The following is a 24,821-nucleotide window of genomic DNA, read 5'->3' on the forward strand; positions in this document are numbered from 1 at the left end:
GTTTCGTCAAAGTAGGGGTTGCGTCGCATGTGTGGCATCGTCGGTATCGTCGGTAAGTCGAACGTCAATCAGGCGCTGTATGACGCGCTTACGGTCCTCCAGCACCGCGGCCAGGACGCTGCCGGTATCGTGACCAGCCATGACGGCCGGTTGTTCCTGCGCAAGGATAATGGCCTGGTGCGCGACGTGTTCCAGCAGCGCCACATGCAGCGCCTGGTCGGCAACATCGGCATCGGCCACGTGCGCTACCCGACTGCGGGCAGCTCGACCTCGGCCGAGGCCCAGCCGTTCTACGTCAACTCGCCATACGGCATCACCCTGGCACACAACGGCAACCTGACCAACGTCGAGCAGCTGGCCAAGGAGATCTACGAGTCCGACCTGCGCCACGTCAACACCAACTCCGACTCGGAAGTACTGCTGAACGTGTTCGCCCATGAGCTGGCGGTGCGTGGCAAGCTGCAGCCGACCGAAGAAGACGTGTTCGCCGCGGTTTCCCACGTGCACAGCCGCTGCGTCGGCGGTTACGCCGTGGTGGCGATGATCACCGGCTACGGCATCGTCGGCTTCCGTGACCCCAACGGCATCCGCCCGGTGGTGTTCGGCCAGCGTCACACCGACGAAGGCGTGGAATACATGATCGCCTCGGAAAGCGTGGCCCTGGACGTGCTCGGCTTCACCCTGATCCGCGACCTGGCGCCGGGCGAAGCGGTATACATCACCGAAGAAGGCCAGCTGTACACCAAGCAGTGCGCCGAAGCACCGAAGCTGCAACCGTGCATCTTCGAGCATGTCTACCTGGCCCGCCCGGACTCGATCATGGATGGCGTGTCGGTGTACAAGGCCCGTCTGCGCATGGGTGAAAAACTGGCCGACAAGATCATGCGCGAGCGCCCCGAGCACGACATCGACGTGGTCATCCCGATCCCGGACACCAGCCGCACCGCGGCCCTGGAACTGGCCAACCGCCTGGGCGTCAAGTTCCGCGAAGGCTTCGTCAAGAACCGCTATATCGGCCGTACCTTCATCATGCCCGGCCAGGCCGCGCGCAAGAAATCGGTACGCCAGAAGCTCAATGCCATCGAGCTGGAGTTCCGCGGCAAGAACGTGATGCTGGTGGACGACTCGATCGTGCGCGGCACCACCTGCAAGCAGATCATCCAGATGGCTCGCGAAGCCGGCGCCAAGAACGTCTACTTCTGCTCCGCAGCCCCTGCGGTGCGCTACCCCAACGTCTACGGCATCGACATGCCGAGTGTTCACGAACTGATCGCCCACAACCGTACCACCGAACAAGTGGCCGAGTTGATTGGCGCCGACTGGCTGGTCTACCAGGACTTGCCGGACCTGATCGACTCGGTCGGTGGCGGCAAGATCAAGATCGACCACTTCGATTGCGCGGTATTCAACGGTGAGTACGTCACCGGCGATATCGACGAAGCCTACCTCGACCGTATCGAGCAGGCTCGTAACGACCTGGCCAAGGTCAAGAACCAGGCGGTCAGCGCGATCATCGACCTCTACAACAACTGATTTCGGGAGCGACGGCATGACGGATCAATGGGATGCCGGACGACTGGACAGTGACCTCGAGGGTGTCGGTTTCGACACCCTGGCGGTGCGCGCCGGTCAAAACCGTACACCGGAGGCCGAGCACAGCGAAGCGCTGTTCCTGACTTCCAGCTATGTGTTCCGCACGGCTGCCGATGCCGCCGCGCGCTTTGCCGGCGAAACGCCGGGCAACGTCTATTCGCGCTACACCAACCCGTCTGTGCGTGCCTTCGAGGAGCGCCTGGCGGCCATGGAAGGCGCCGAGCAGGCCGTGGGCACCTCCACCGGCATGGCGGCGATCCTCGCCGTGGTGATGTCGCTGTGCAGTGCCGGTGACCATGTGCTGGTATCGCAGAGCGTGTTCGGCTCGACCATCAGCCTGTTCGAGAAGTACTTCAAGCGCTTTGGCGTGCAGGTGGACTACGTGCCACTGGTCGACCTCGCCGGCTGGGAAAAGGCCATCAAGGCCAATACCAAGCTGCTGATCGTCGAGTCGCCGTCCAACCCGCTGGCCGAGCTGGTCGATATCACCGCCCTCAGCGAAATCGCCCATGCCCACGGTGCCATGCTGGTGGTGGACAACTGCTTCAGCACCCCGGCGCTGCAGCAGCCGCTGAAGCTGGGTGCCGACATCGTGTTCCACTCGGCCACCAAGTTCATCGACGGCCAGGGCCGCTGCATGGGTGGCGTGGTTGCCGGCCGTGCCGAGCAGATGAAAGAAGTGGTGGGCTTCCTGCGTACTGCAGGCCCCACCCTCAGCCCGTTCAACGCCTGGATCTTCACCAAGGGCCTGGAAACCCTGCGCCTGCGCATGCGTGCGCACTGCGAAAGCGCCCAGGTACTGGCCGAGTGGCTGGAGCAGCAGGAGGGCGTGGAGAAGGTGCATTACGCTGGCCTGCCGAGCCACCCGCAGCACGAACTGGCCAAGCGCCAGATGAGTGGCTTCGGTGCGGTGGTCAGCTTCGAGGTCAAGGGTGGCAAAGAGGGCGCCTGGCGCTTCATCGACGCTACCCGGGTGATTTCCATCACCACCAACCTGGGTGACAGCAAGACCACCATCGCCCACCCGGCCACCACCTCCCACGGTCGCCTGACGCCGCAGGAACGTGAAGCCGCCGGCATCCGCGACAGCCTGATCCGCGTTGCCGTGGGCCTGGAAGATGTGGCCGACCTGCAGGCCGACCTGGCGCGTGGGTTGGCGGTACTGTGATCGAAATCCGCGGCGGTACGCCCGGCCATAACGGCCGGGTAGCCCTGGTGACCGGTGCCGCGCGCGGCATCGGCCTGGGCATTGCCGCCTGGTTGATCTGCGAAGGCTGGCAGGTGGTGCTCAGCGACCTTGACCGCCAGCGTGGCGCCAAGGCGGCCAAGGCCCTGGGTGACAATGCCTGGTTCATTACCATGGACGTTGCCGACGAGGCCCAGGTCAGCGCCGGGGTGTCCGAGGTGCTGGGGCAGTTTGGCCGCCTGGACGCGCTGGTGTGCAATGCGGCCATCGCCAATCCGCACAACCAGACCCTCGAAAGCCTGAGCCTGGCGCAGTGGAACCGGGTGCTGGCGGTCAACCTCAACGGCCCGATGTTGCTGGCCAAGCATTGTGCGCCGTACCTGCGTGCGCACAACGGGGCGATCGTCAACCTCACCTCCACCCGGGCGCGGCAGTCCGAGCCCGATACCGAGGCCTACGCGGCGAGCAAGGGCGGCCTGGTGGCCTTGACCCATGCCCTGGCCATGAGCCTGGGCCCGGAGATCCGCGTCAATGCGGTGAGCCCGGGCTGGATCGATGCCCGTGACCCGTCGCAGCGCCGTGCCGAGCCGTTGACCGAGGCGGACCATGCCCAGCACCCGACGGGCAGGGTAGGGACGGTGGAGGACGTGGCGGCCATGGTTGCCTGGCTGTTGTCTCGGCAAGCGGCGTTCGTCACCGGCCAGGAGTTCGTGGTCGATGGCGGCATGACCCGCAAGATGATCTATACCTGAGCCTTTTGCATATCCTGTACCGGCCTTTTCGCGGGTAAACCCGCTCCCACAGGTACTGCGCAGTTCTCAAGGCCTGTGCAGTACCTGTGGGAGCGGGTTTACCCGCGAAGAGGCCGCCACAGGCAACCGCACCGCTTTTGCGCTTTTCTGAAAAAAATTCAATGGGGCTATTGACTTAGCTTCGCCACCTGCGTAAATTTCGCGGCCTCAGCGAAGCAAACGCAACAAGCAACATCGCGAGGGTGATTAGCTCAGCCGGGAGAGCATCTGCCTTACAAGCAGAGGGTCGGCGGTTCGATCCCGTCATCACCCACCACTTCCTGAGATGTTCCTGGTGCTTCGGGTTTCGCAAGAAGCCGATAGCCAGAGAGGAACGCACTGCGCAGCGGTAGTTCAGTCGGTTAGAATACCGGCCTGTCACGCCGGGGGTCGCGGGTTCGAGTCCCGTCCGCTGCGCCATTTTTCAGTAACAGATGGGTGCCTGGCACCGGTCTGAAGCCACAAGGCAAACGCCTTGGGCTGATCCCAGTTTCAATCGGGCGAAAGCCTGAACGATACGCAGCGGTAGTTCAGTCGGTTAGAATACCGGCCTGTCACGCCGGGGGTCGCGGGTTCGAGTCCCGTCCGCTGCGCCATCTTCGTTTCAAGGTCCCTTGAACACCTTGAAGCAAACACAAGAGAAGCGATCACGTTATCGCTTTTTTTGTGCCTGCCCTGAGGCCATCGCGCCGGAAGGGTAGACCCAGGTTTCAATCGGGCGCAAGCCTGAATGATACGCAGCGGTAGTTCAGTCGGTTAGAATACCGGCCTGTCACGCCGGGGGTCGCGGGTTCGAGTCCCGTCCGCTGCGCCATCTTCGCCTCGAGGCCCCTTGAACGCCTCGAAGCCACGATAAAGCGACCTTCGGGTCGCTTTTTTCGTTTTTACGCCTGGCAATCGCCGCCTTTGACCCAGATTTACACGAACCTGACAGACTCTTCACCGATCAGCGGTTCCTGTGCCTGCCTGCTGTGTTGCACAATAGGCACCTTCTCGACTTACCCGGAATTCGCAATGACCAGATCTTCCGTCTTTGGTGCGCTCGGGCTGGCCCTGGTGCTGGCGGGCGTGACCGGTTGTTCCTCGAAAAAAGCCGCCGTCTACGAGCACGAGAACTTCGATGACTCGGGCACCTTCTCGCGCAGCTTCCCGGTGAGTGATGCCGGCTCCTGCGAGGCCGCCCGGCGCGCCTTGCTCAGCCAGGGTTACATCATCACCAGCAGCGGCGCCAACCAGGTGGTGGGCAACAAGAGCTTCCAGCAGAACAGCGAGAACCACCTGCAGATCAGTTTCAACGTCACCTGTGCGCCGGATGTGAGCGACGAGCAGCGTTCGACCATGTTCGCCAACGCCCTGCAGGACCGCTACGCCCTGAAAAAGTCCAACACCTCCGCCAGCCTGGGCGTTGGTGTACTGGGGTCGGTGTCGATGCCGATCGGCTCCAGCGACGACTCGATGGTCAAGGTGGCCAGCGAGACGGTGACGGCGGCGCAGTTCTATGACCGCTATTTCGCCCTGGTGGAGAGCTACCTGCCAAAGCCCAAGCCTAAGCAGGAGAGCAAGGCCAAGGTCGAGGAGCCCGCGCCGAAGGTCGAAGCGCCCGCGGCTGCCCTGGGGCTGCCGGAGCAGGCCGCGGCAGCGCCGGTGGCACCGGCCCCGGTGGCGGTGCCTTTGGTTGAAGCGGCGCCAGCCCCGGCCGCTGTTGCCCCGGCCAGCGAGGCGGTAGCCGCGCCGGTGGTGGATGACAGCCAAGGCTCGCAGCCGGTGGCGCCGCCAGCGGAGGCGGCACCGATCGAGGTGCAGCAGGAAGCCCAGCCTGCCGAGGCCGCCGAGACCGCTTCCCCCGCCCTTTGATAGCTTGCCTGCACCGGCCTCTTCGCGGGTAAACCCGCTCCCACAGGTACTTCGCAGTTCTCAACATCTGCGCAGTACCTGTGGGAGCGGGTTTACCCGCGAAGAGGCCGGTGCAGGCAGTCCATCCCCTATTACAGACGCACCGCGATAACTTCCTGAACACCTGCTACGTTTACCACTCATAAGCTTGTCATCATTCCTTCACTCCACCTGCTTAGGTTGAAGGCGACACCGATAAAGATCATGAGATGAGAGGACGCAGGGTTATGGACGAATACCAGGAAGAACTTCTCGAATTCCAGGCTTATGAACTGGACACCCCGGAACCGGCTGACGACGCTACCGAGCTCTAGCCCGCCCGCCGCTGGCTGCGGCGAAACTCCCCCGGTGTAAGGCCCGTCCAGCGCTTGAAGGCGCGCTGGAAGGCCTCGGCCGACGCAAACCCCAGCAGATAGGCAATCTCGCCAAAGGCCAGCTCCGTATCGCGGATGTAGGTTTCGGCAAGGTCGCGCCGTGTTTCGCTGAGCAGGTCGCGAAAGCGCGTGCCTTCCTCGGCCAGTTTGCGTCGCAAGGTCCAGGTCGGCAGTTGCAGGTGCAGCGCCACTTCTTCCAGGTCCGGTTCACGGCCACCATTGAGCAACGGGCCCAGCAGGTGGGTGATGCGCTCACCCAGGCTGCGCACCCGCGTACGCTGCAACATTTCCGCCTCGCACAGCTGCAGCAGGTGCTGCCAGGTGCTCGGGCAGTGCCTGGGGTTGGCCAGCTGCAGCGTGGCGCGGCTCAGGCGCAGCTGGTTGCCGTCGGCCGCGAACTGCACGGGCGCGCTGCACAGCGGCTGGTAGCGCGCGGCATAGGCGGGTGCGGCAAACTCGATGTCCATATGTTCGGCCTGCACTGCCGTACCGGCCAGGTCGGCAAGCTGGGCGAGCCAGCCGGCGAGTAGCGAATCGACCACGAAACGGTTGTAGGCGTTGTAGGGGCTGATGGAGTAGAAGCGTAGCCAGGCGCCCTGGGCATCTTCCTGAAAACTGGAGTGGCCGCGGTAGTTGGCGGCGTACAGCGGCTCGAAGTGCAACAGGGTGCGTGCCGCCTCGCCCAGGTTCGGTGCCTGGGCAGCGGTGACCCCGGCCAGGCCGGCATGCGCCAGGCGGCTCAGGCGCCCCATGTGCAGGCCCAGCGCGGCCTCGCCGCACAGTTCGATGGCGGCGTGCCCCAGGTGCATGTAGCGCGGGATCGACAAGCGCGCACCGGCTTCGCTCAGGCGCGCCGCATCCAGGCCATATCGGCGCAGCAGTGGCTCGGGGTCGTGGCCCAGTTCGCGCAGGGCCTCGGTCAGCGGCTGGACAAAACCAACCGACAGGTCGCCCAGGCGCACGCGGGGGCGGGCCATGGGCTTACAACCACAGGTTCAGCAAGCGGGCGCCAGGGCTGGGGGTGCCCGCCAGCAATTCACCCGCCTGGTGGGCAAAGCCCTGGCCGTCGCTGCCCTGTTCCCAGAACTGCCCACGCATGAACACGCTCATGCTGCTGACGCCGGCCCCGGCCGCTTCGGTCAGGCGCTGCCAGGCCGCCTGTTCGCTGACTTCGCCGCGCTGCAAGGCCAGCCCGGCGCTGGCATCCTGATGGCGATTGCCGCGCCAGGGCGCTTGCCAGCTGCCCTTGCCGCTGAGGAACACCGGGTTGGCGATCAGTTGTACCGCCTGTCGTGCCAGTTGCTGGTGGTTTTCCGGGTACCAGCTGTCACTGCCCACCAGCACGCCCAGGCGCCCGGCAGGGGTTTGCAATACCTGCAGCGGGTGCTGGCGGCCATCGTGCACATAGCGGCGCATTTCGCTGTCGGGGAACTGCTGGCGTTGCGGTTGGCCCAGCAGCGAGCCGTCACCGGCGAACACCACGCTGCTGTTGAACAGCGGGCCGCTGCCGGCATGCAGCACACCCTGTTTCACGTAGGGGGCGGGCAGCACGATGGAGCCGGCCACCAGGGTGACGTTGAATTCCTTGGCCAGGCCGCCGAACAGTTGCTGGTAGTCCGCAGCCATCTGCTCGGCTTTCATGCGCAGGTGCGCGTCGGCGCGCCAGTCGTCCCCGTCGGCACGGAGCATGGCCAGGCCATAGCGCAGCGGGTTGCTCAGTTCCAGCCATTGCAGGGCTTCGCGGCTTTGCGTGACCTGGTACAGCTCGTTCTTTTCGCCGCGTGCCCACAGCCAGGTACCGATGTGCTCTGGTAGCACCACCACCGTACGCGGGCCGACAAGCCCTTGGCTACGTGCCTGCTCCAGGTAGGCCGCGAGCTTGCGGTGCAGGCGTTGCAGGTTCTGGTAGTCGCCCGGGTAGAGCAGCGGTTCGACGCCGAGCAGGTTGCCGTGCTCGCCCGGCACGCCGTGGTTCAGTGCCAGTTCGATGCGCAGGTCGGACAGGTAGTGGCCTTCCGGGCGCTGCTGGGTCCAGAAACCGTAGCCGCAGAGGGCGGCGATCATCACCAGCGCCAGGGCGCTTGCCAGGAGTTTTCGCATGAAGCAGGACAGCGCCTTGGAAACGAGAGTTTCCTAGGGTAGTCGTGCTGTGCGCGAGGATCAATAACTTGTCAGTTTCGATCATTGAGCCCGTTCAAACGGCTGTTTAATGTCGCAGGCAGACAAACGACGGGGCCCGCCAGACAGCGCGGCACCCGCATTCCGTGATCACGCCACCTGGGGACCTTTCCATGGCCGCCGACCGCTACCCGCACCTGCTCGCCCCGCTGGACCTGGGCTTCACCACCTTGCGCAACCGCACCCTGATGGGCTCGATGCACACCGGCCTCGAAGAGCGCCCGGGCGGCTTCGAGCGCATGGCGGCGTACTTTGCCGAGCGCGCCCGCGGTGGCGTCGGCCTGATGGTCACCGGCGGCATCGCGCCCAACGATGAGGGTGGGGTGTATTCCGGGGCGGCCAAGCTCAGCACCGAGGAAGAGGCCGACAAGCACCGCATCGTCACCGAGGCGGTACACGCTGCCGGCGGCAAGATCTGCCTGCAGATCCTGCATGCCGGGCGCTACGCCTACAGCCCGCGCCAGGTGGCGCCCAGCGCGATCCAGGCGCCAATCAACCCGTTCAAGCCCAAGGAACTGGACGAGGCGGGTATCGAGAAGCAGATCGCCGACTTCGTCAATTGCGCGGTGCTGGCCCAGCGCGCCGGTTACGACGGCGTCGAGATCATGGGTTCGGAAGGCTACTTCATCAACCAGTTCCTCGCCGCCCACACCAACCACCGCACCGATCGCTGGGGTGGCAGCTATGAAAACCGCATGCGCCTGGCGGTGGAGATCGTCAGCCGGGTGCGCGGCGCGGTCGGGCCGAACTTTATCATCATCTTCCGCCTGTCGATGCTCGACCTCATCGAGGGCGGCAGCACCTGGGACGAAATCGAGCTGCTGGCCAAGGCCATCGAGCAGGCTGGCGCGACCTTGATCAATACCGGCATCGGCTGGCACGAAGCGCGTATCCCGACCATTGCCACCAAGGTGCCGCGTGCGGCGTTCAGCAAGGTCACCGCCAAGCTGCGTGGCGTGGTGAACATTCCGCTGATCACCACCAACCGCATCAATACCCCGGAGGTGGCCGAGGCGGTGCTGGCCGAGGGCGATGCCGACATGGTCTCGATGGCACGGCCGTTCCTGGCCGACCCGGACTTCGTCAACAAGGCCGCTGCCGGCCGCGGCGACGAGATCAATACCTGCATCGGCTGCAACCAGGCCTGCCTGGACCATACCTTCGGCGGCAAGCTGACCAGTTGCCTGGTCAACCCGCGTGCCTGCCACGAGACCGAGCTCAACTACCTGCCCGTGCGCACCGTGAAGCGCATTGCCGTGGTCGGCGCTGGCCCGGCCGGCCTGGCGGCAGCCACGGTGGCGGCCGAGCGCGGCCACGCGGTAACCCTGTTCGATGGCGCCAGCGAGATCGGCGGGCAGTTCAATGTGGCCAAGCGGGTGCCGGGAAAGGAAGAGTTCCATGAAACCCTGCGTTACTTCCGCAACAAGGTCAAAAGCACGGGCGTGGACCTGCGCCTGAACACCCGGGTCGATGTGCAGGCTCTGGTGGACGGTGGCTACGACGAGATCATCCTGGCCACCGGCATCGCCCCGCGCACGCCGGCCATCCCCGGTGTCGAGCATGCCAAGGTGCTCAGCTACCTGGACGTGCTGCTCGAGCGCAAGCCGGTGGGCAAGACTGTCGCGGTGATTGGTGCGGGCGGCATCGGTTTCGACGTTTCCGAGTACCTGGTGCACCAGGGCGTCGCTACCAGCCAGGACCGTGAGGCGTTCTGGAGGGAGTGGGGCATCGATACCCATCTGCAGGCACGCGGTGGCGTGGCCGGGATCAAGGCCGAGCCGCATGCCCCGGCGCGGCAGGTGTACCTGTTGCAGCGCAAGAAATCCAAGGTGGGTGACGGCCTGGGCAAGACCACCGGCTGGATTCACCGTACCGGGTTGAAGAACAAGCGGGTGCAGATGCTCAACAGCGTCGAGTACCTGGGTATCGACGATGCCGGCCTGCATATTCGCGTGGCCGAAAGCGAGCCACAGGTGCTGGCGGTGGACAACGTGGTGATCTGTGCCGGGCAGGAGCCGCTGCGCGAGCTGCAGGACGGGCTGGTGGCGGCGGGGCAGTCGGTGCACCTGATAGGTGGGGCCGATGTGGCGGCCGAGCTGGATGCCAAGCGGGCGATCAACCAGGGTTCGAGATTGGCGGCTGAGCTCTGAGATCGCCGGGGCCGCTTTGCGGCCCTTCGCGGGCTTGCCCGCTCCCACAGGGATAACGCACTCCTGACTGTGGGAGCGGGCAAGCCCGCGAAGGGCTGCAAGGCAGCCCCGGGATATCACTGGTAAACTCGCGCGATGCAATTTGACCTCCCCCAACCCCCCCTGCAGCCCCTGATCCTGCCCTGGCTCCAACAAGCCCAGGTAGAAACCGCCATCCTGCGCCTGGACCTGATCGACCCGCTGATCAGCGGCAACAAATGGTTCAAGCTACGCCACCACCTGCAACAGGCCAGCGCCAGCAACGCCCCGGGCCTTATCAGCCTCGGCGGCAACCATTCCAACCACCTGCACGCCCTGGCCGCTGCCGGCAATCGCTTCGGCTTCGCCACCGCCGGCCTGCTGCGTGGCCACGCCCAGGACACGCCAACCGTGCGTGACCTGCAGGCGCTGGGCATGGAACTGCACTGGTTGGGCTATGGCGGCTATCGCGCACGAAACCAAGCGGGTTTCTGGGAACCCTGGCAGGCACGCTACCCGGGTTGGCACTGCATCCCCGAAGGGGGCGGCGGGCTGGCCGGTGCACAGGGCTGCGCGCTGATCATGCAGCAGGCGCGCGCGCAGATCGCGGCACTGGGCTGGTCGGGCTACGACGCCTGGTGGCTGGCTGCCGGAACGGGGACTACCCTGGCCGGCCTGGTAATGGCCGAGGCGGGCGCACATGTGGTGCATGGTGCATTGGCGGTACCCAGGGACCATGGTGTGCCGGAGGTGGTAGCGACACTGGCCGGCGCGCATGGCTACCAGCTGCACGACGCCTGCCGTGGCGGTTTCGGCAAGTTCGACGCTGAGCTGCTGGCGTTCATCGCCGATTGCGAGCGGCACACCGGCGTGCCGCTCGAAGCCCTCTACACCGGCAAGGCCCTGCTGGCCCTGCGTGAGCAGGTCGAGGCCGGGCTGTTCGCGCCCGGCACCCGCCTGATCGTGGTGCACACCGGCGGCCTGCAGGGCCGGCGCGGTTACTTGTAGGGCAGCATGCGCAGCAGCGTGTTGTCGCGCTGTACATAGTGGTGATACAGCCCGGCCAGAGCGTGCAGGCCGATCAGCCAGTAGCCCCAGCTGCCGATGCGCTCATGCCAGCCTTTGATGAACTTGGCCTGGTCCGGGTTCGGGCCGATCAGGTGCGGCAGCTCCAGGCCGAAGAACGGCACTGGTTTGTCGGCGGCGCTGAGGATCAGCCAGCCGGCCAGCGGCAGGATTATCATCAGCAGGTACAACGCCAGGTGCATCAGGTGCGCGAGGCCGGTCTGCCAGGCCGCAGGTTTGGGCACGATGGGTGGAGTCGGGCGGCTCAGGCGGATGGCCAGGCGCAACCAGACCAGCACGAACACGCTGAGCCCGAGCATGAAGTGCAGGTCCTTCATCAGGTTGCGTTCGACGCTGTCCTTGGGGAACAGGCCACGCAGTTCGATAAGGGCATAGACAGCGGCCAGCAGCACCAGCATCAGCCAGTGCAGGGCGATGGACAGGCGCGCGTAATGGGTCGCGGGGGTGGATGAAACCATGATCGGTCCTCGTCATCAGGTCGGAATGGCGCTCTTGCCGGCGCTCAGGAAGTACTGTAATGGCTACGGGGGAACAAATCTTTGCGCCAGGTCTGTGAAAATTGTGTTGTCTGCACCGGCCTCTTCGCGGGCTTGCCCGCTCCCACAGGCATAGCGCAGAGCCAGAGACCTGTGCAGTACCTGTGGGAGCGGGCAAGCCCGCGAAGAGGCCGGAACAGCCGGCATCATGCCTCGGGTGTAAATGGCCAATTGTCAGCCACCAGAAACACCCGCTCGGCCTCCTGCCACGCCCCGTCAGCCTCTTGTTCCAACCTCACCAGCAACTGCGCCGGAGCCTGCCGCTCCAACACGTGCAGCCACGCCGCAAACTGCTCCACCGCCCAGCACTCCTGCGCCTCGACCCGCGCCGGCGCCAGCCAGGCATGCCGTTGCAGCGGCTGCCATCGCTCACCTTCGCCCATGACCCAGTCCCGCCGCCGCAGCCAGCGCCCGCGCAGGTGCTGCGGGTTGGCGCCCTGTGGTGGCTGCGCATGCCCAGGCCACGGGTAGAACAGATAGCCACCCAGCCACACATGCGCCTGCACCTGCTCCACCCCCAGCCGGGCCAGCACCTCGCGGCTGTGCGCCCCCGCCGACATGGGCAGCTGGTGTCGCGCCAGGTGCGCCAGTTTGCTTCCCAGTCGGTCATGGCAGCCCGGCCCCAGCCAGGCGGCGGGGTCGTGCCCGGCGTGCTCCGGGCCCAGGTACAGCTTGATGGCCAGTTCCAGGTGGTGCACACCATCGCGGTCGCGCAGCACCACATCCAGCTCGCCCAGGGTGCGCCCGCCTTCGCGAATCGCCAGGTTGGCCGTCAGCAGTTCGATGCCCGGGGCCTGGCCCAGGGCGAATTGCCACAGCCGTTCGTAGTAGTGCCCCAGGCGCCGGCTGCCCAGCTGCGCCAGCCAGTCGCGCAATGGGCGGTCATCGTTATCCAGCGCCCGCAGCCAGTCTGCCAGGCGCTGTGGCTGGTCCGCCCACAGGCTGCCCGCCAGCGGGTGGCGCTGGGGGCAGGGCGGGGCGCTGAGCAACGGGGGCGACAGCAGGGCCCAGGCCAGGTCGCGCACGTTGGGGCGGCGTAGCTGCCGGGGCAGGTCGTGGAGCAGGGCGAATGGCATCATCCTGCGAGCATAGCCGGTTTGCCGCTACCCGGTGGTTTCGCCCATAATCGCGGCATAGTCACCCGCCGCAGAGCCTCGCAGGAGCCCCATGGAGCAATTTCGCAATATCGGTATCATCGGCCGCCTTGGTAGCTCGCAGGTGCTCGACACCATTCGCCGACTGAAAAAATTCCTCCTCGAGCGCCACCTGCACGTGATCCTTGAGGACACCATCGCCGAAGTGCTGCCCGGCCATGGCCTGCAAACCTCTACCCGCAAGCTGCTGGGCGAGGTCTGTGACCTGGTCATCGTGGTCGGCGGCGACGGCAGCCTGCTGGGTGCCGCCCGCGCCCTGGCCCGGCACAACATTCCGGTGCTGGGCATCAACCGAGGCAACCTGGGCTTCCTTACCGACATCCGCCCCGACGAGCTGGAAGAGAAGGTCGCCGAAGTGCTCGACGGCCACTACCTGGTGGAAAACCGCTTCCTGCTGCAGGCCGAGGTACGCCGCCACAACGAAGCCATCGGCCAAGGTGATGCGCTGAACGACGTGGTGCTGCACCCGGGCAAGTCCACGCGCATGATCGAGTTCGAGATCTACATCGATGGCCAGTTCGTCTGCAGCCAGAAGGCCGACGGCCTGATCGTCGCCACCCCCACCGGCTCCACCGCCTACGCGCTGTCGGCCGGCGGCCCGATCATGCACCCCAAGCTCGACGCCATCGTCATCGTGCCAATGTACCCGCACACGCTGTCGGGCAGGCCGATCGTGGTCGACGGCAACAGCGAGCTGAAGATCGTGGTGTCCAAGGACCTGCAGATCTACCCGCAAGTATCCTGTGACGGCCAGAACCACTTCACTTGTGCCCCCGGCGACACCATCACGGTGAGCAAGAAACCGCAGAAGCTGCGCCTGATCCACCCGCTGGACCACAATTACTACGAGGTCTGCCGCACCAAGCTCGGCTGGGGCAGCCGCCTGGGAAGCAGGGACGACTGATGCTCGATCCGGCGCGTAGTTTCGACATCATCGGTGACGTGCACGGTTGTGCGCTGACCCTTGAACGCCTGCTCGACGCCCTCGGTTACAAGCGTGTGGCAGGCGTGTGGCGCCACCCGCGGCGCCAGGCGCTGTTCCTTGGCGACATCGTCGACCGCGGGCCACGCATTCGCGAGGCGCTGCACATCGTCCACGACATGGTCGAGGCCGGCCAGGCGTTCTGCATCATGGGCAACCACGAGTACAACGCGCTGGGCTGGGTTACCCCGGCACTGCCTGGCAGCGGCAAGGCCTTCGTGCGCGAGCATACGCCGCGCCACGCCCGGTTGATCGACGAAACCCTGACCCAGTTTGCCCACCACCCCGCTGACTGGCACGACTTCGTCAACTGGTTCTACGAATTGCCGCTGTTCGTCGACGCCGGGCGCTTCCGCCTGGTGCATGCCTGCTGGGACCCGCGGCTGATCGAGCCGCTGCGCCAGCAGTACCCCGACGGGCGTATCGACGAGCACTTCATCCAGGCCTCGGCGGTGAGCGGCAGCTTTGCCGCCACCGTGTGCAACCGCCTGCTGCGCGGTACCGACATGCGCCTGCCGGACGGCCTGACCCTCACCGGCGGCGACGGCCTGACCCGTGCCTTCTTCCGCACCAAGTTCTGGGAAGAAGACCCGCAAACCTACGGCGACATCGTGTTCCAGCCAGACGCCCTGCCCGCGGAAGTGGCCAGCACCCCGCTCAGTCACAGCCAGAAGAACGCCTTGCTGCGCTATGCCGAAGACGAGCCCATGCTGTTCGTCGGCCATTACTGGCGTAGCGGCCGCCCGGCGCCGATCCGCGCCAACCTGGCCTGCCTGGACTACAGCGCCGTGCTCTACGGCAAGCTGGCCGCCTACCGGCTGGATGATGAAACCCGCATCGACCCGCACAAGTTCGTCTGGGTCGATGTCGACCGCCCACAGGCCAACCAATGAACATTATCGAAGTGATGCGCCTGCCGCTGTCGGTCGACCTCAGCGGCTTCGTTCACCTGCTGCAGCGCCTGCAGGTGCCGCACCGGGTCAGCGAGGAGGGCGATGCCCAGGTGCTCTGGGCCCCCGACACCCTGGCCGCAGACGTCCGCGAACTCTACCAGCGCTACCCCGACGGCAACGCCGACCTGCCAGCCACCACCGATCCTGTGGGAGCGGGCGAGCCCGCGAAAGGGCCCTCCCTGGCGGAACAGGCCCGCGCCTGCAAGATCACCACCCTGACCCTGCTGCTGTGCTTCATCGTTGCCGGCCTCACCGGCCTGGGCGACAACTTCACCACCATCAGCTGGTTCACCTTCCTCGATTTCCGCGTCCAGGGCGACTACCTGTACTTCAGCCCGCTGGCGCAAAGCCTGGACGAAGGCCAGTGGTGGCGCCTGGTATCGCCCATGCTGCTGCATTTCGGCGTGCTGCACCTGGCCATGAACAGCCTGTGGTACTGGGAACTGGGCAAACGCATCGAATTGCGCCAGGGCCCATGGGCTCTGCTGGGCCTGACCCTGCTGTTCAGCCTGGTGTCCAACCTGGCCCAGCACTACAGCAGCGGGCCGAGCCTGTTCGGCGGCCTGTCCGGCGTGCTGTACGGCCTGCTCGGGCACATCTGGCTGTACCAGTGGCTGGCACCCGACCGTTACTTCAACCTGCCCAAGGGCGTGCTGGTGATGATGCTGATCTGGCTGGTGGTGTGCCTGAGCGGCGTGATCGACACCCTGGGCCTTGGCCAGATCGCCAACGCCGCCCACGTCGGCGGGCTGCTCATCGGATGCCTGACCGGGCTCTTGGGTGGGGCGCTGGCCCGGCGTAAACTGTCGGCTTGAATCAGGAGACACTATGTCCACTTTCGCGCAAATGATTGAAAACATCACCCCGGAAATCTACGAGAGCCTGAAACTGGCCGTGGAAATCGGCAAATGGTCGGATGGCCGCAAGCTCACTGCCGAGCAGAAAGAGCTGTCGCTGCAGGCGGTAATCGCCTGGGAGATGAAAAACCTGCCCGAAGACCAGCGTACCGGCTACATGGGCCCGCAGGAATGCGCCTCGAAGTCCGCGCCGATCGCCAACATTCTGTTCAAGTCGGACTCGGTACATTGATCGAACTCGCTCGTGGCTCGTTGAGCAAGATGGCGGTAAGCCTGCAGGCGCCAGTGGTGCAGTACAGCTTCCGTCTGGATGACACGCAGGTGCCGGTCAACCCGCTGATCGGCCAGCGCCTGCGCCTCGAATACCTCGGCGCCATTCACTGCAGCCATTGTGGCAAGCGCACCAAGACCAGCTTCAGCCAGGGTTACTGCTACCCGTGCATGACCAAACTGGCCCAGTGCGACGTGTGCATCATGGCCCCGGAAAAGTGCCACTACGACGCCGGCACCTGCCGCGAACCGTCGTGGGGCGAACAGTTCTGCATGACCGACCATGTGGTCTACCTGGCCAACTCGTCGGGGATCAAGGTCGGTATCACCCGCGCCACCCAGCTGCCCACCCGCTGGCTCGACCAGGGTGCCAGCCAGGCCCTGCCGATCGCGCGCGTGGCCACCCGCCAGCAGTCCGGCCTGGTCGAAGACTTGCTGCGCAGCCAGGTGCCGGACCGCACCAACTGGCGCGCCCTGCTCAAGGGCGATGCCGAGGAGCTCGACCTGGTCGCCATTCGTGAACAGGTGTTCGACGCCTGTGCCGATGGCCTGCGCGAGCTGCAGGGGCGCTTCGGCCTGCAGGCGATCCAGCCGCTGGCCGACGCCGAAGTGGTGCAGATGAAGTACCCGGTCGAGGCCTACCCATCGAAGATCGTCAGCTTCAACCTCGACAAGGACCCGGTAGTGGAAGGCACGCTGCTGGGCATCAAGGGCCAGTACCTGATCTTCGACACCGGTGTGATCAATATTCGCAAGTACACGGCCTACCAGTTGGCCGTGCTCCAGTAAAAAGGACCTGCACATGCGTACCGAACAACCGCAAGTGATCTACCTCGAGGATTACCAGGCGCCCGAGTACCTGATCGACGAGACGCACCTGACCTTCGAGCTGTTCGAGGACCACACCCTGGTTCACGCGCAACTTGTCATGCGCCGCAACCCGGCACGCGGTGCCGGCCTGCCGCCACTGGAGCTCGATGGCCAGCAGCTGGAACTGCTGCGCGCCTCGCTGGATGACCAGGAGCTGCAGCCGGGCGACTACCAGCTCGATGCCGACAGCCTGACCGTGCAGCCCAAGGCCGAGCGCTTCACCCTCGACACCAGCGTGAAGATCCACCCCGAAAGCAACACCGCACTGGAAGGCCTGTACAAGTCGGGCAAGATGTTCTGCACCCAGTGCGAGGCCGAAGGCTTCCGCAAGATCACCTACTACCTCGACCGCCCGGACGTGATGAGCACCTTCACCACCACGGTCATCGCCGAGCAGCATCGCTACCCGGTATTGCTGTCGAACGGCAACCCGATCGGCAGCGGGCCGGCAGACGATGGTCGCCACTGGGCGACCTGGGAAGACCCGTTCATGAAGCCGGCCTACCTGTTCGCTCTGGTGGCCGGTGACCTGTGGTGCGTCGAGGACAGCTTCACCCGCCAGTCCGGCCGTGACGTGACCCTGCGCATCTACGTCGAGCCCGAGAACATCGACAAGTGCGACCACGCCATGGTCAGCCTGAAGAAGTCCATGCGCTGGGACGAAGAAGTCTATGGCCGCGAGTACGACCTGGACATCTTCATGATCGTCGCGGTCAACGACTTCAACATGGGCGCCATGGAAAACAAGGGCCTGAACATCTTCAACTCCAGCTGTGTGCTGGCCCGTGCCGAAACGGCCACCGATGCCGCACACCAGCGCGTCGAAGGCGTGGTCGCCCACGAGTATTTCCACAACTGGTCGGGCAACCGCGTCACCTGCCGTGACTGGTTCCAGCTGTCGCTGAAGGAAGGCTTCACGGTGTTCCGCGATGCCGAGTTCAGCGCCGACATGAACTCGCGCACGGTCAAGCGCATCGAAGACGTGGCCTACCTGCGTACTCACCAGTTCGCCGAAGACGCTGGCCCCATGGCCCACCCGGTGCGCCCGGACAGCTTCATCGAGATCTCCAACTTCTACACCCTGACCGTGTACGAGAAGGGCGCCGAAGTGGTGCGCATGGTTCGTACCCTGCTGGGCGCAGACGGCTTCCGCAAGGGCAGCGACCTGTACTTCGAACGCCACGATGGCCAGGCGGTGACCACGGACGATTTCATCAAGGCCATGGAAGACGCCAACGGCGTCGACTTCACCCAGTTCAAGCGCTGGTACAACCAGGCCGGCACCCCACGCCTGGAAGTCAGCGAGGCCTATGACGCGGCCGCGCAGACCTACAGCCTGACCTTCCGCCAGAGCTGCCCGCAGACCCCGGACAAGGCCGAAAAACTGCCGTTCGTGATCCCGGTGGAGCTTGGCCTGCTGGATGCCGCAGGCAACGACCTGCCGCTGCAACTGGCCGGCGAAGCGACGGCGCAGGGCACCAGCCGCGTGCTATCGGTGACCGAGGCCGAGCAGACCTTCACCTTCCAGGGCATCCAGGCCAAGCCGCTGCCTTCGCTGCTGCGTGGCTTCAGTGCACCGGTCAAGCTGAGCTTCCCCTACGACCGCGACCGGCTGATGTTCCTGATGCAGCACGACAGCGACGGCTTCAACCGCTGGGAGGCGGGGCAGCAGTTGTCGGTGCAGGTGCTGCAGGAACTGATCGGCCAGCATCAGCGCGGCGAAGCACTCAAGCTCGACCAGCGTCTGATTAGCGCCCTGGGCACCGTGCTCGGCAACGAGTCGCTGGACCCGGCCATGGTTGCCGAAATGCTCTCGCTGCCGGGTGAGGCCTACCTCACCGAGATCAGCCAGGTGGCCGACGTGGACGCCATCCACGCCGCCCGCGAGTTCGCCCGCCAGCAGATCGCCGAGCAACTGTTCGACGCCCTGTGGGCGCGCTATCAGGCCAACCGCGAAGTGTCGCGCAGCACCGCCTACGTGGCCTCGGCCGAGCACTTCGCCCGCCGCAGCCTGCAGAACATCGCGCTGTCGTACCTGATGCAGAGCGGCAAGCCGCAGGTGCTGCAGGCGACCCTGGAGCAGTTCGAGCACTGCGACAACATGACCGAGCGCCTGACCGCCCTGGCCGTGCTGGTCAACTCGCCGTTCGAGGCCGAGCGTGCCAAGGCCCTGGAAAGCTTTGCCGAGCACTTCAAGGACAACCCGCTGGTCATGGACCAGTGGTTCAGCGTGCAGGCGGCCAGTACGCTGCCGGGCGGGCTGGCGCGGGTCAAGGCGCTGATGCAGCACCCGGCATTCACCCTGAAGAACCCGAACAAGGTACGTGCGCTGGTCGGCGCCTTTGCCGGGCAGAACCTGGTCAACTTCCATGCGGCGGATGGCTCCGGCTACCGCTTCCTGGCGGACCTGGTGATCGAGCTGAATGCGCTGAACCCGCAGATCGCCTCGCGGCAACTGGCACCGCTGACCCGCTGGCGCAAGTATGACGATGCGCGTCAGGCCCTGATGAAGGGCGAGCTGGAGCGGATTCTGGCTTCTGGTGAGCTGTCCAGCGATGTGTATGAGGTTGTGAGCAAGAGCCTGGCTTAAGGGCCAAGGGGGCTGCTTTGCAGCCCTTCGCGGGCACGCCCGCTCCCACAGGGATATCACTGCTTTCAAGGCCTGTGATATCCCTGTGGGAGCGGGCGTGCCCGCGAAGGGCCGCACAGCGGCCCCGGCTTTACAAGGCCGACAACAAAACATAACACCCCGCCCGTTGTGTTCCCGCAGATATCCCCGCTACGATCCCCTCAAGCTATTGCAGGCCTCTAGATCAGGCTTTTCGCAGTACCTGCAGTGCATTGACCCACCACACAAGAACACAACAGGGGGACAGTCATGAGGGAACAGAACAGGCGCTTTGCCTGGCCATTGGCAGCCGGCGCGGTACTGGCGCTGGGGCTTGGCGTGTGGGCTGACAGCGTGCAAGCCGCTGCCGCCGACGAGTATTCCACCGAATCAGCCAAGGCCAGCCAAAGCCTGCTGATCGACGCCACCCATGCCGGCAAGCGCCTGGTGGTGGTGGGCGATCGCGGTCATATCCTGTTCTCCGACGACCAGGGCAGCACCTGGACCCAGGCGCGGGTGCCCACCCGGCAACTGCTGACCGCGGTGTTCTTCCTCGACGACAAGCGCGGCTGGGCCGTCGGCCATGATGCGCTGGTGCTCGCCAGCAGCGATGGTGGTGCCACCTGGAGCAAGCAGTTCGAAGACCTGTCCCGCGAAGCACCCTTGCTCGATGTCGCCTTCCTCGACGCCCAGCACGGTTTTGCCGTAGGTGCCTATGGCGCCTTGCTGGAAACCACCGACGGCGGCCAGCACTGGCAGGACGTGGCCGAGCGCCTGGACAACCCCGACCAGCTGCACCTGAACGGTATCGCCCAGGTGCGTGACGCGGGCCTGTTCATCGTCGGCGAGCAGGGTGGCATGTTCCGCTCCGCCGACAACGGCCAGACCTGGGCCAAGGTCGAGGGCCCTTACGAGGGCTCGCTGTTCGGCGTGATCGGCACTGCCCAGCCGCACACCCTGCTGGCCTACGGCCTGCGCGGCAACCTGTTCCGTTCCACCGATTTTGGTGACAGCTGGCAGCCGATCGAGCTCAAGGCCGCACGGGGCACCCTCGAATTCGGCCTGGCAGGCGCTACGCTTGTCCAGGACGGTAGCCTGGTGCTGGTCGGCAATGGCGGCAGCGTGCTGCGCAGTACCGATGATGGCCAGACCTTCAGTGTCTACAACCGCGCCGACCGCATTGCCCTGGCCGGCGTCAGCGGCCTGGCCGATGGCGGCCTGCTGCTGGTAGGGCAGGGTGGCGTGCACCTGGCTGACCCGCAGGGTGCTGACCAGGAGGTGCGTCCATGACCAGCAGGGAGAGCATCACCATGCACCCGCATCACCAGGACAAGGCCACGCTGCTCGAACGCCTGATCTTCAACAATCGCCCCGTGGTCATCGCCCTGTGCGTACTGGTCAGCATCTTCCTGTTCTGGCAGGCCACGCAGATTCGCCCGTCCACCAGCTTCGAGAAGATGATCCCGCTGCAGCACCCGTTCATCGAGCAGATGATGGAGCACCGCAACGACCTGGCCAACCTCGGCAACACCGTGCGCATTTCGGTGGAGGCCGTGAATGGCGACATCTTCGACAAGGACTACATGGAGACCCTGCGGCAGATCCATGACGAAGTGTTCTACATCCCTGGCGTCGACCGTGCCGGGCTGAAGTCGCTGTGGAGCCCCAGCGTGCGCTGGAGCGAGGTCACCGAGGAAGGCTTTTCCGGTGGCGAGGTGATCCCCAACACCTATAACGGCTCGCAGGACAGCCTCGACACCCTGCGCGACAACGTGCTCAAGTCGGGCCAGGTGGGGCGCCTGGTGGGCAACAACTTCAAATCCAGCATCGTTGACGTGCCGCTGCTGGAGAGCTACCCAGACCCGCAGGACCCGGGCAAGCAGGTGAAGCTGGACTACCAGCAGTTCTCGCACCAGCTGGAAGAAAAAATCCGCGACAAGTTCCAGGCACAGAACCCCAACGTCAAGGTGCACATCGTCGGCTTCGCCAAGAAGGTCGGCGACCTGATCGACGGCCTGGTGATGGTGGCGATGTTCTTTGGCGTCGCCCTGGCCATCACCTGGGTGCTGCTGTACTGGTTCACCTGGTGCATCCGCAGCACCATCGCCGTGCTCATCACCACCCTGGTGGCGGTGGTCTGGCAGCTGGGCCTGATGCATGCGGTGGGCTTTGGCCTGGACCCGTACTCGATGCTGGTGCCGTTCCTGATCTTCGCCATCGGCATTTCCCACGGGGTGCAGAAGATCAACGGTATCGCCCTGCAGTCGAGTGACGCCGACAACGCCCTGACCGCCGCCCGGCGCACGTTCCGCCAGCTGTTCCTGCCGGGGATGATCGCCATCCTCGCCGACGCAGTGGGCTTCATCACCCTGCTGATCATCGACATCGGGGTGATTCGTGAACTGGCCATCGGTGCTTCCATCGGTGTGGCGGTGATCGTGTTCACCAACCTCATCCTGCTGCCGGTAGCCATCTCCTACGTCGGCATCAGCAAGAAGGCCGTCGAGCGCAGCAAGCAGGACGCCACCCGCGAGCACCCGTTCTGGCGCCTGCTGTCGAACTTCGCCAGTGCCAAGGTGGCGCCGGTGTCGGTGGCCCTGGCGCTGGTCGCCTTCGCCGGTGGCCTGTGGTACAGCCAGAACCTGAAGATCGGCGATCTCGACCAGGGCGCGCCGGAGCTGCGCCCCGACTCGCGCTACAACCAGGACAACAACTTCATCATCAGCAACTACTCGACCAGTTCCGATGTGCTGGTGATCATGGTCAAGACCCCGCCGGAAAGCTGCTCGATCCACTCGACCATGGCGCCGATCGACGAGCTGATGTGGACCATGCAGAACACCCCGGGCGTGCAGTCGGCAATTTCCCTCGTGACCGTGTCCAAGCAGGTGATCAAGGGCATGAACGAGGGCAGCCTGAAATGGGAAACCCTGTCGCGCAACCCGGACATCCTCAACAACTCCATCGCCCGCGCCGATGGCCTGTACAACGGCGACTGCTCGCTGGCGCCGGTGCTGGTGTTCCTCAACGACCACAAGGCCGAAACCCTGGAGCGGGTCACTGCCGTGGCCAAGGCGTTTGCCGACAGCCACAACAAGGAAGGCCTGCAGTTCCTGCTGGCGGCGGGCAATGCCGGGATCGAAGCGGCGACCAACGAGGTGATCAAGTCGGCCGAGCTGACCATCCTGATCCTGGTGTACATCTGTGTGGCGGTGATGTGCCTGATTACTTTCCGCTCGTTCGCCGCCACCCTGTGCATCGTCCTGCCGCTGGTGCTGACCTCGGTGCTGGGCAACGCGCTGATGGCCTACATGGGCATCGGGGTCAAGGTGGCGACCTTGCCGGTGGTGGCGCTGGGTGTGGGCATTGGCGTGGACTATGGCATCTACATCTACAGCCGGCTGGAAAGCTTCCTGCGCGCCGGGTTGCCGTTGCAGGAGGCTTATTACGAGACCCTGCGCTCGACTGGCAAGGCGGTGCTGTTCACCGGGTTGTGCCTGGCCATCGGCGTGTGCACCTGGATTTTCTCGGCGATCAAGTTCCAGGCGGACATGGGGCTGATGCTGACCTTCATGCTGCTGTGGAACATGTTCGGTGCGCTGTGGCTGTTGCCGGCGCTGGCAAGGTTCCTGATCAAGCCTGAGAAGATGGTGGGCAAGGAGGGGGGCTCCATTTTCGCTCATTGACCGCAGTGGCCGCTCCTACAGGGGAACGCGTATCGGCAGGCTGATGCGATCCCTGTAGGAGCGGCCTTGTGTCGCGATGGGCTGCAAAGCAGCCCCAGGGCTATAATGCCAACTCATTTCAGATTGGTACCCCCATGTCCCCCCTCGCCACCGCCCTGCAGTCCTGCGACATGCTCCTGATCGACGGCCTGCACGCCTTCGACTTCACCTCCGATGAATCCGGCCTCACCATCGAATGCATGGACGGCCGCCAGCTCCGCCGCTGGTCCTTCACCCCCGAGCAGATCACTGCTGCCATCGCCGTGGGTGACGAGTGGCAACTCGACGATGCCAACGGCGAGCATCGACTAGTCTGTATGAGTGCCTTTCGTGCCCCGGATGATGACGAAGATGAATCGGATCTGGACGAGCCTGCTGACCGCTAGCCTGATGAGCGTGACCCTCCACGCCCACGCCGCTACCTTGCTGGTGGGCAGTTACACCGATGGCGCCAGCCAGGGCATCTACCGCTATCAGTTTGACGAAAAGACCGGCCATATCGACCCTGCGCCGCAGCAGGTGGTGAAGAGTGTCAGCCCTTCGTGGCTGGTATTGTCGGCCGATCAACGCCAGCTGTTCGCGGTCAATGAAACCCCGAACGGCCATGCCAGCAGCTTCAGCGTCAGTGCAAAAGGCGAGATCAAGCCCATCAACCAGGTGGCCAGCCAAGGTGACGAGCCGACTCACGCCAGCCTCAGCCAGGACCAGCGTTATCTATTCGTGGCCAACTACGCAGTCAAGCCCGACCCTGGCGGCAGCCTGGTGGTAATCCCGGTGGCCAAGGACGGCAAGCTCAAGCCGGTGGTGCAACAGGCCCGGCACAAGGCGAGCGGGGTCAACCCCGAGCGCCAGGCCGGCGCCCATGTGCATTCGCTGGTGCTGTCACCCGACGGCCGCCACCTGTATGCCAGCGACCTGGGTGCCGACAAGGTGTTCATCTACCGCTACGACGGTGCAAGCGCAGACCACCCGCTGACGCCGGCGATCCCCGCGTCGGTGGACCTGCCGCCGGGCAGCGGGCCGCGCCACCTGTTGTTCGACGCCAAGGGCCGGCACGCCTACCTGACCCTGGAAATGAGTGCCGACGTGGTGATGTTCGATGTGCAGGAGGGCAACCTGGTCGAACGCCAGCGCCTGCCCCTGACCGAGAGCAAGGAAGCTGCGGCGAAAGCGGCAGGTGGCTTGCACCTGTCGGCAGACGGGCGCTTCCTGTATGTGAGCAACCGAGGCACGGCCAACGAGATCGTGGTGTTCAGCGTGGGCAAGCAGGATGGCCAGCTGACATTCCTGCAGCGCCGTTCGGTGGAGGGGGATCATCCCCGCGAGTTCGCCCTCGATCCGAGTGACAACTTCCTGCTGGTGGCCAACCAGAAGAGCAACCAGATCGTGGTGATACGCCGCGATCCGCGCAGCGGCAAGCTGTTGGAGACGGTGCAGACGCTGAAGCAGGATGCGCCGTCGGACCTGAAATTCATCGAGTGATATCGATCGGCGTGATAATCGATACTGGCGCAATGAATTTTTGCCTGCGGCTTCGGCGGCGTAAGTTTGACCCAAGGCCCAAACGGGCCAACGTCAAACCACCGCCGTCGAGGTC

Annotated in this window: 20 protein-coding genes and 4 tRNA genes; 20 read left to right on the forward strand and 4 right to left on the reverse strand. The window is 64.9% G+C overall.

What is annotated here, in order from left to right:
* Window positions 1–27: 27 nt before the first annotated feature.
* From purF to CAG22_RS17610, 8 genes are all read left to right on the forward strand, one after another.
* Window positions 28–1,533, forward strand: a complete 1,506-nt coding sequence (purF, locus tag CAG22_RS17575; protein WP_025338246.1) for an amidophosphoribosyltransferase — start codon at window positions 28–30, stop codon at window positions 1,531–1,533.
* A gap of 16 nt (window positions 1,534–1,549) precedes the next feature.
* Window positions 1,550–2,761 (forward strand): O-succinylhomoserine sulfhydrylase, encoded by a 1,212-nt coding sequence (locus CAG22_RS17580; protein WP_085705863.1) that lies wholly within the window; start codon window positions 1,550–1,552, stop codon window positions 2,759–2,761.
* Window positions 2,758–3,531 (forward strand): SDR family oxidoreductase, encoded by a 774-nt coding sequence (locus CAG22_RS17585; protein WP_013971614.1) that lies wholly within the window; start codon window positions 2,758–2,760, stop codon window positions 3,529–3,531. Before CAG22_RS17580 ends, CAG22_RS17585 begins: the two co-directional genes overlap by 4 nt.
* Before the next feature lie 240 nt (window positions 3,532–3,771).
* Window positions 3,772–3,847, forward strand: a tRNA-Val gene (locus CAG22_RS17590).
* 66 nt (window positions 3,848–3,913) lie between these two features.
* Window positions 3,914–3,990, forward strand: a tRNA-Asp gene (locus CAG22_RS17595).
* Window positions 3,991–4,089: 99 nt separating this feature from the next.
* Window positions 4,090–4,166: transfer RNA gene (locus CAG22_RS17600), tRNA-Asp, on the forward strand.
* 141 nt (window positions 4,167–4,307) lie between these two features.
* A tRNA-Asp gene (locus CAG22_RS17605) sits at window positions 4,308–4,384 on the forward strand.
* A 200-nt stretch (window positions 4,385–4,584) separates the two neighbouring features.
* Window positions 4,585–5,424 (forward strand): DUF2242 domain-containing protein, encoded by an 840-nt coding sequence (locus CAG22_RS17610; RefSeq protein WP_085589227.1) that lies wholly within the window; start codon window positions 4,585–4,587, stop codon window positions 5,422–5,424.
* Between the two features lie 349 nt (window positions 5,425–5,773).
* Here CAG22_RS17610 and CAG22_RS17615 read toward each other — a convergent pair whose 3' ends face one another.
* Window positions 5,774–6,814 (reverse strand): AraC family transcriptional regulator, encoded by a 1,041-nt coding sequence (locus CAG22_RS17615; protein WP_085705864.1) that lies wholly within the window; start codon window positions 6,812–6,814, stop codon window positions 5,774–5,776.
* A 4-nt stretch (window positions 6,815–6,818) separates the two neighbouring features.
* Window positions 6,819–7,937 carry a nitrilase-related carbon-nitrogen hydrolase gene (locus CAG22_RS17620; protein ID WP_025338250.1) on the reverse strand — a complete coding sequence of 373 codons (1,119 nt, stop codon included), beginning with the start codon at window positions 7,935–7,937 and terminating at the stop codon, window positions 6,819–6,821.
* A gap of 191 nt (window positions 7,938–8,128) precedes the next feature.
* Here CAG22_RS17620 and CAG22_RS17625 point away from each other — a divergent pair, with 191 nt between their 5' ends.
* Together CAG22_RS17625 and CAG22_RS17630 are read left to right on the forward strand one after the other, a co-directional pair.
* Window positions 8,129–10,165 carry an NADPH-dependent 2,4-dienoyl-CoA reductase gene (locus CAG22_RS17625; protein ID WP_085693072.1) on the forward strand — a complete coding sequence of 679 codons (2,037 nt, stop codon included), beginning with the start codon at window positions 8,129–8,131 and terminating at the stop codon, window positions 10,163–10,165.
* 135 nt (window positions 10,166–10,300) lie between these two features.
* A complete protein-coding gene (locus CAG22_RS17630) occupies window positions 10,301–11,191 on the forward strand; it encodes a 1-aminocyclopropane-1-carboxylate deaminase/D-cysteine desulfhydrase (protein ID WP_085705865.1) in 891 nt (296 codons plus the stop codon).
* Here CAG22_RS17630 and CAG22_RS17635 read toward each other — a convergent pair.
* Complete coding sequence (locus CAG22_RS17635; protein ID WP_003260150.1) at window positions 11,182–11,727, reverse strand: cytochrome b; 546 nt, start codon at window positions 11,725–11,727, stop codon at window positions 11,182–11,184. The genes CAG22_RS17630 and CAG22_RS17635 overlap by 10 nt on opposite strands.
* Window positions 11,728–11,951: 224 nt before the next feature.
* Window positions 11,952–12,884: a DUF1853 family protein gene (locus CAG22_RS17640; protein ID WP_085705866.1), complete on the reverse strand. Its 933-nt coding sequence runs from the start codon at window positions 12,882–12,884 to the stop codon at window positions 11,952–11,954.
* 88 nt (window positions 12,885–12,972) lie between these two features.
* On the opposite strand from CAG22_RS17640, the gene CAG22_RS17645 reads away from it, so the two are divergent.
* From CAG22_RS17645 to CAG22_RS17695, 10 genes are all read left to right on the forward strand, one after another.
* A complete protein-coding gene (locus tag CAG22_RS17645; protein WP_025338255.1) occupies window positions 12,973–13,863 on the forward strand; it encodes an NAD(+) kinase in 891 nt (296 codons plus the stop codon).
* Window positions 13,863–14,834: a metallophosphoesterase gene (locus CAG22_RS17650; RefSeq protein ID WP_075044167.1), complete on the forward strand. Its 972-nt coding sequence runs from the start codon at window positions 13,863–13,865 to the stop codon at window positions 14,832–14,834. Before CAG22_RS17645 ends, CAG22_RS17650 begins: the two co-directional genes overlap by 1 nt.
* The gene (locus tag CAG22_RS17655) at window positions 14,831–15,709 is read left to right on the forward strand and encodes a rhomboid family intramembrane serine protease (protein ID WP_025338257.1); all 879 of its coding nucleotides are present in this window, start codon (window positions 14,831–14,833) and stop codon (window positions 15,707–15,709) included. The genes CAG22_RS17650 and CAG22_RS17655 overlap by 4 nt, the downstream gene beginning before the upstream one ends.
* Before the next feature lie 13 nt (window positions 15,710–15,722).
* Window positions 15,723–15,983 (forward strand): YeaC family protein, encoded by a 261-nt coding sequence (locus CAG22_RS17660; RefSeq protein ID WP_003260154.1) that lies wholly within the window; start codon window positions 15,723–15,725, stop codon window positions 15,981–15,983.
* Window positions 15,980–16,810, forward strand: coding sequence for a DUF2797 domain-containing protein (locus tag CAG22_RS17665; protein WP_085705867.1), 831 nt, complete (start codon window positions 15,980–15,982; stop codon window positions 16,808–16,810). Before CAG22_RS17660 ends, CAG22_RS17665 begins: the two co-directional genes overlap by 4 nt.
* A 13-nt stretch (window positions 16,811–16,823) precedes the next feature.
* Window positions 16,824–19,481, forward strand: coding sequence for an aminopeptidase N (gene pepN, locus CAG22_RS17670; protein WP_085705868.1), 2,658 nt, complete (start codon window positions 16,824–16,826; stop codon window positions 19,479–19,481).
* A 288-nt stretch (window positions 19,482–19,769) separates the two neighbouring features.
* On the forward strand, window positions 19,770–20,789 hold the full coding sequence (locus tag CAG22_RS17680; RefSeq protein ID WP_085705869.1) for a YCF48-related protein: 1,020 nt from the start codon (window positions 19,770–19,772) through the stop codon (window positions 20,787–20,789).
* Between the two features lie 20 nt (window positions 20,790–20,809).
* Window positions 20,810–23,185, forward strand: coding sequence for an RND family transporter (locus CAG22_RS17685; RefSeq protein WP_024086538.1), 2,376 nt, complete (start codon window positions 20,810–20,812; stop codon window positions 23,183–23,185).
* 134 nt (window positions 23,186–23,319) lie between these two features.
* Complete coding sequence (locus CAG22_RS17690; protein ID WP_025338261.1) at window positions 23,320–23,610, forward strand: DUF5629 family protein; 291 nt, start codon at window positions 23,320–23,322, stop codon at window positions 23,608–23,610.
* Entirely contained in the window at window positions 23,576–24,706 is a 1,131-nt protein-coding gene (locus CAG22_RS17695; RefSeq protein ID WP_025338262.1) for a lactonase family protein, read from the forward strand. Before CAG22_RS17690 ends, CAG22_RS17695 begins: the two co-directional genes overlap by 35 nt.
* Window positions 24,707–24,821: the final 115 nt, after the last annotated feature.

Source organism: Pseudomonas sp. B8(2017) (assembly GCF_002113575.1).
GTDB classification, from domain to species: Bacteria; Pseudomonadota; Gammaproteobacteria; order Pseudomonadales; family Pseudomonadaceae; genus Aquipseudomonas; species Aquipseudomonas putida_Z.

What these genes read in the sequence shown, in the direction of transcription:
- purF (WP_025338246.1), top strand. Translation starts at nt 28, where the DNA reads ATGTGTGGCATCGTCGGTATCGTCGGTAAGTCGAACGTCAATCAGGCG.
- CAG22_RS17580 (WP_085705863.1), top strand. Translation starts at nt 1,550, where the DNA reads ATGACGGATCAATGGGATGCCGGACGACTGGACAGTGACCTCGAGGGT.
- CAG22_RS17610 (WP_085589227.1), top strand. Translation starts at nt 4,585, where the DNA reads ATGACCAGATCTTCCGTCTTTGGTGCGCTCGGGCTGGCCCTGGTGCTG.
- CAG22_RS17615 (WP_085705864.1), bottom strand. Translation starts at nt 6,814, where the DNA reads ATGGCCCGCCCCCGCGTGCGCCTGGGCGACCTGTCGGTTGGTTTTGTC.
- CAG22_RS17620 (WP_025338250.1), bottom strand. Translation starts at nt 7,937, where the DNA reads ATGCGAAAACTCCTGGCAAGCGCCCTGGCGCTGGTGATGATCGCCGCC.
- CAG22_RS17625 (WP_085693072.1), top strand. Translation starts at nt 8,129, where the DNA reads ATGGCCGCCGACCGCTACCCGCACCTGCTCGCCCCGCTGGACCTGGGC.
- CAG22_RS17630 (WP_085705865.1), top strand. Translation starts at nt 10,301, where the DNA reads ATGCAATTTGACCTCCCCCAACCCCCCCTGCAGCCCCTGATCCTGCCC.
- CAG22_RS17635 (WP_003260150.1), bottom strand. Translation starts at nt 11,727, where the DNA reads ATGGTTTCATCCACCCCCGCGACCCATTACGCGCGCCTGTCCATCGCC.
- CAG22_RS17640 (WP_085705866.1), bottom strand. Translation starts at nt 12,884, where the DNA reads ATGATGCCATTCGCCCTGCTCCACGACCTGCCCCGGCAGCTACGCCGC.
- CAG22_RS17645 (WP_025338255.1), top strand. Translation starts at nt 12,973, where the DNA reads ATGGAGCAATTTCGCAATATCGGTATCATCGGCCGCCTTGGTAGCTCG.
- CAG22_RS17650 (WP_075044167.1), top strand. Translation starts at nt 13,863, where the DNA reads ATGCTCGATCCGGCGCGTAGTTTCGACATCATCGGTGACGTGCACGGT.
- CAG22_RS17655 (WP_025338257.1), top strand. Translation starts at nt 14,831, where the DNA reads ATGAACATTATCGAAGTGATGCGCCTGCCGCTGTCGGTCGACCTCAGC.
- CAG22_RS17660 (WP_003260154.1), top strand. Translation starts at nt 15,723, where the DNA reads ATGTCCACTTTCGCGCAAATGATTGAAAACATCACCCCGGAAATCTAC.
- pepN (WP_085705868.1), top strand. Translation starts at nt 16,824, where the DNA reads ATGCGTACCGAACAACCGCAAGTGATCTACCTCGAGGATTACCAGGCG.
- CAG22_RS17680 (WP_085705869.1), top strand. Translation starts at nt 19,770, where the DNA reads ATGAGGGAACAGAACAGGCGCTTTGCCTGGCCATTGGCAGCCGGCGCG.
- CAG22_RS17685 (WP_024086538.1), top strand. Translation starts at nt 20,810, where the DNA reads ATGCACCCGCATCACCAGGACAAGGCCACGCTGCTCGAACGCCTGATC.
- CAG22_RS17690 (WP_025338261.1), top strand. Translation starts at nt 23,320, where the DNA reads ATGTCCCCCCTCGCCACCGCCCTGCAGTCCTGCGACATGCTCCTGATC.
- CAG22_RS17695 (WP_025338262.1), top strand. Translation starts at nt 23,576, where the DNA reads ATGAATCGGATCTGGACGAGCCTGCTGACCGCTAGCCTGATGAGCGTG.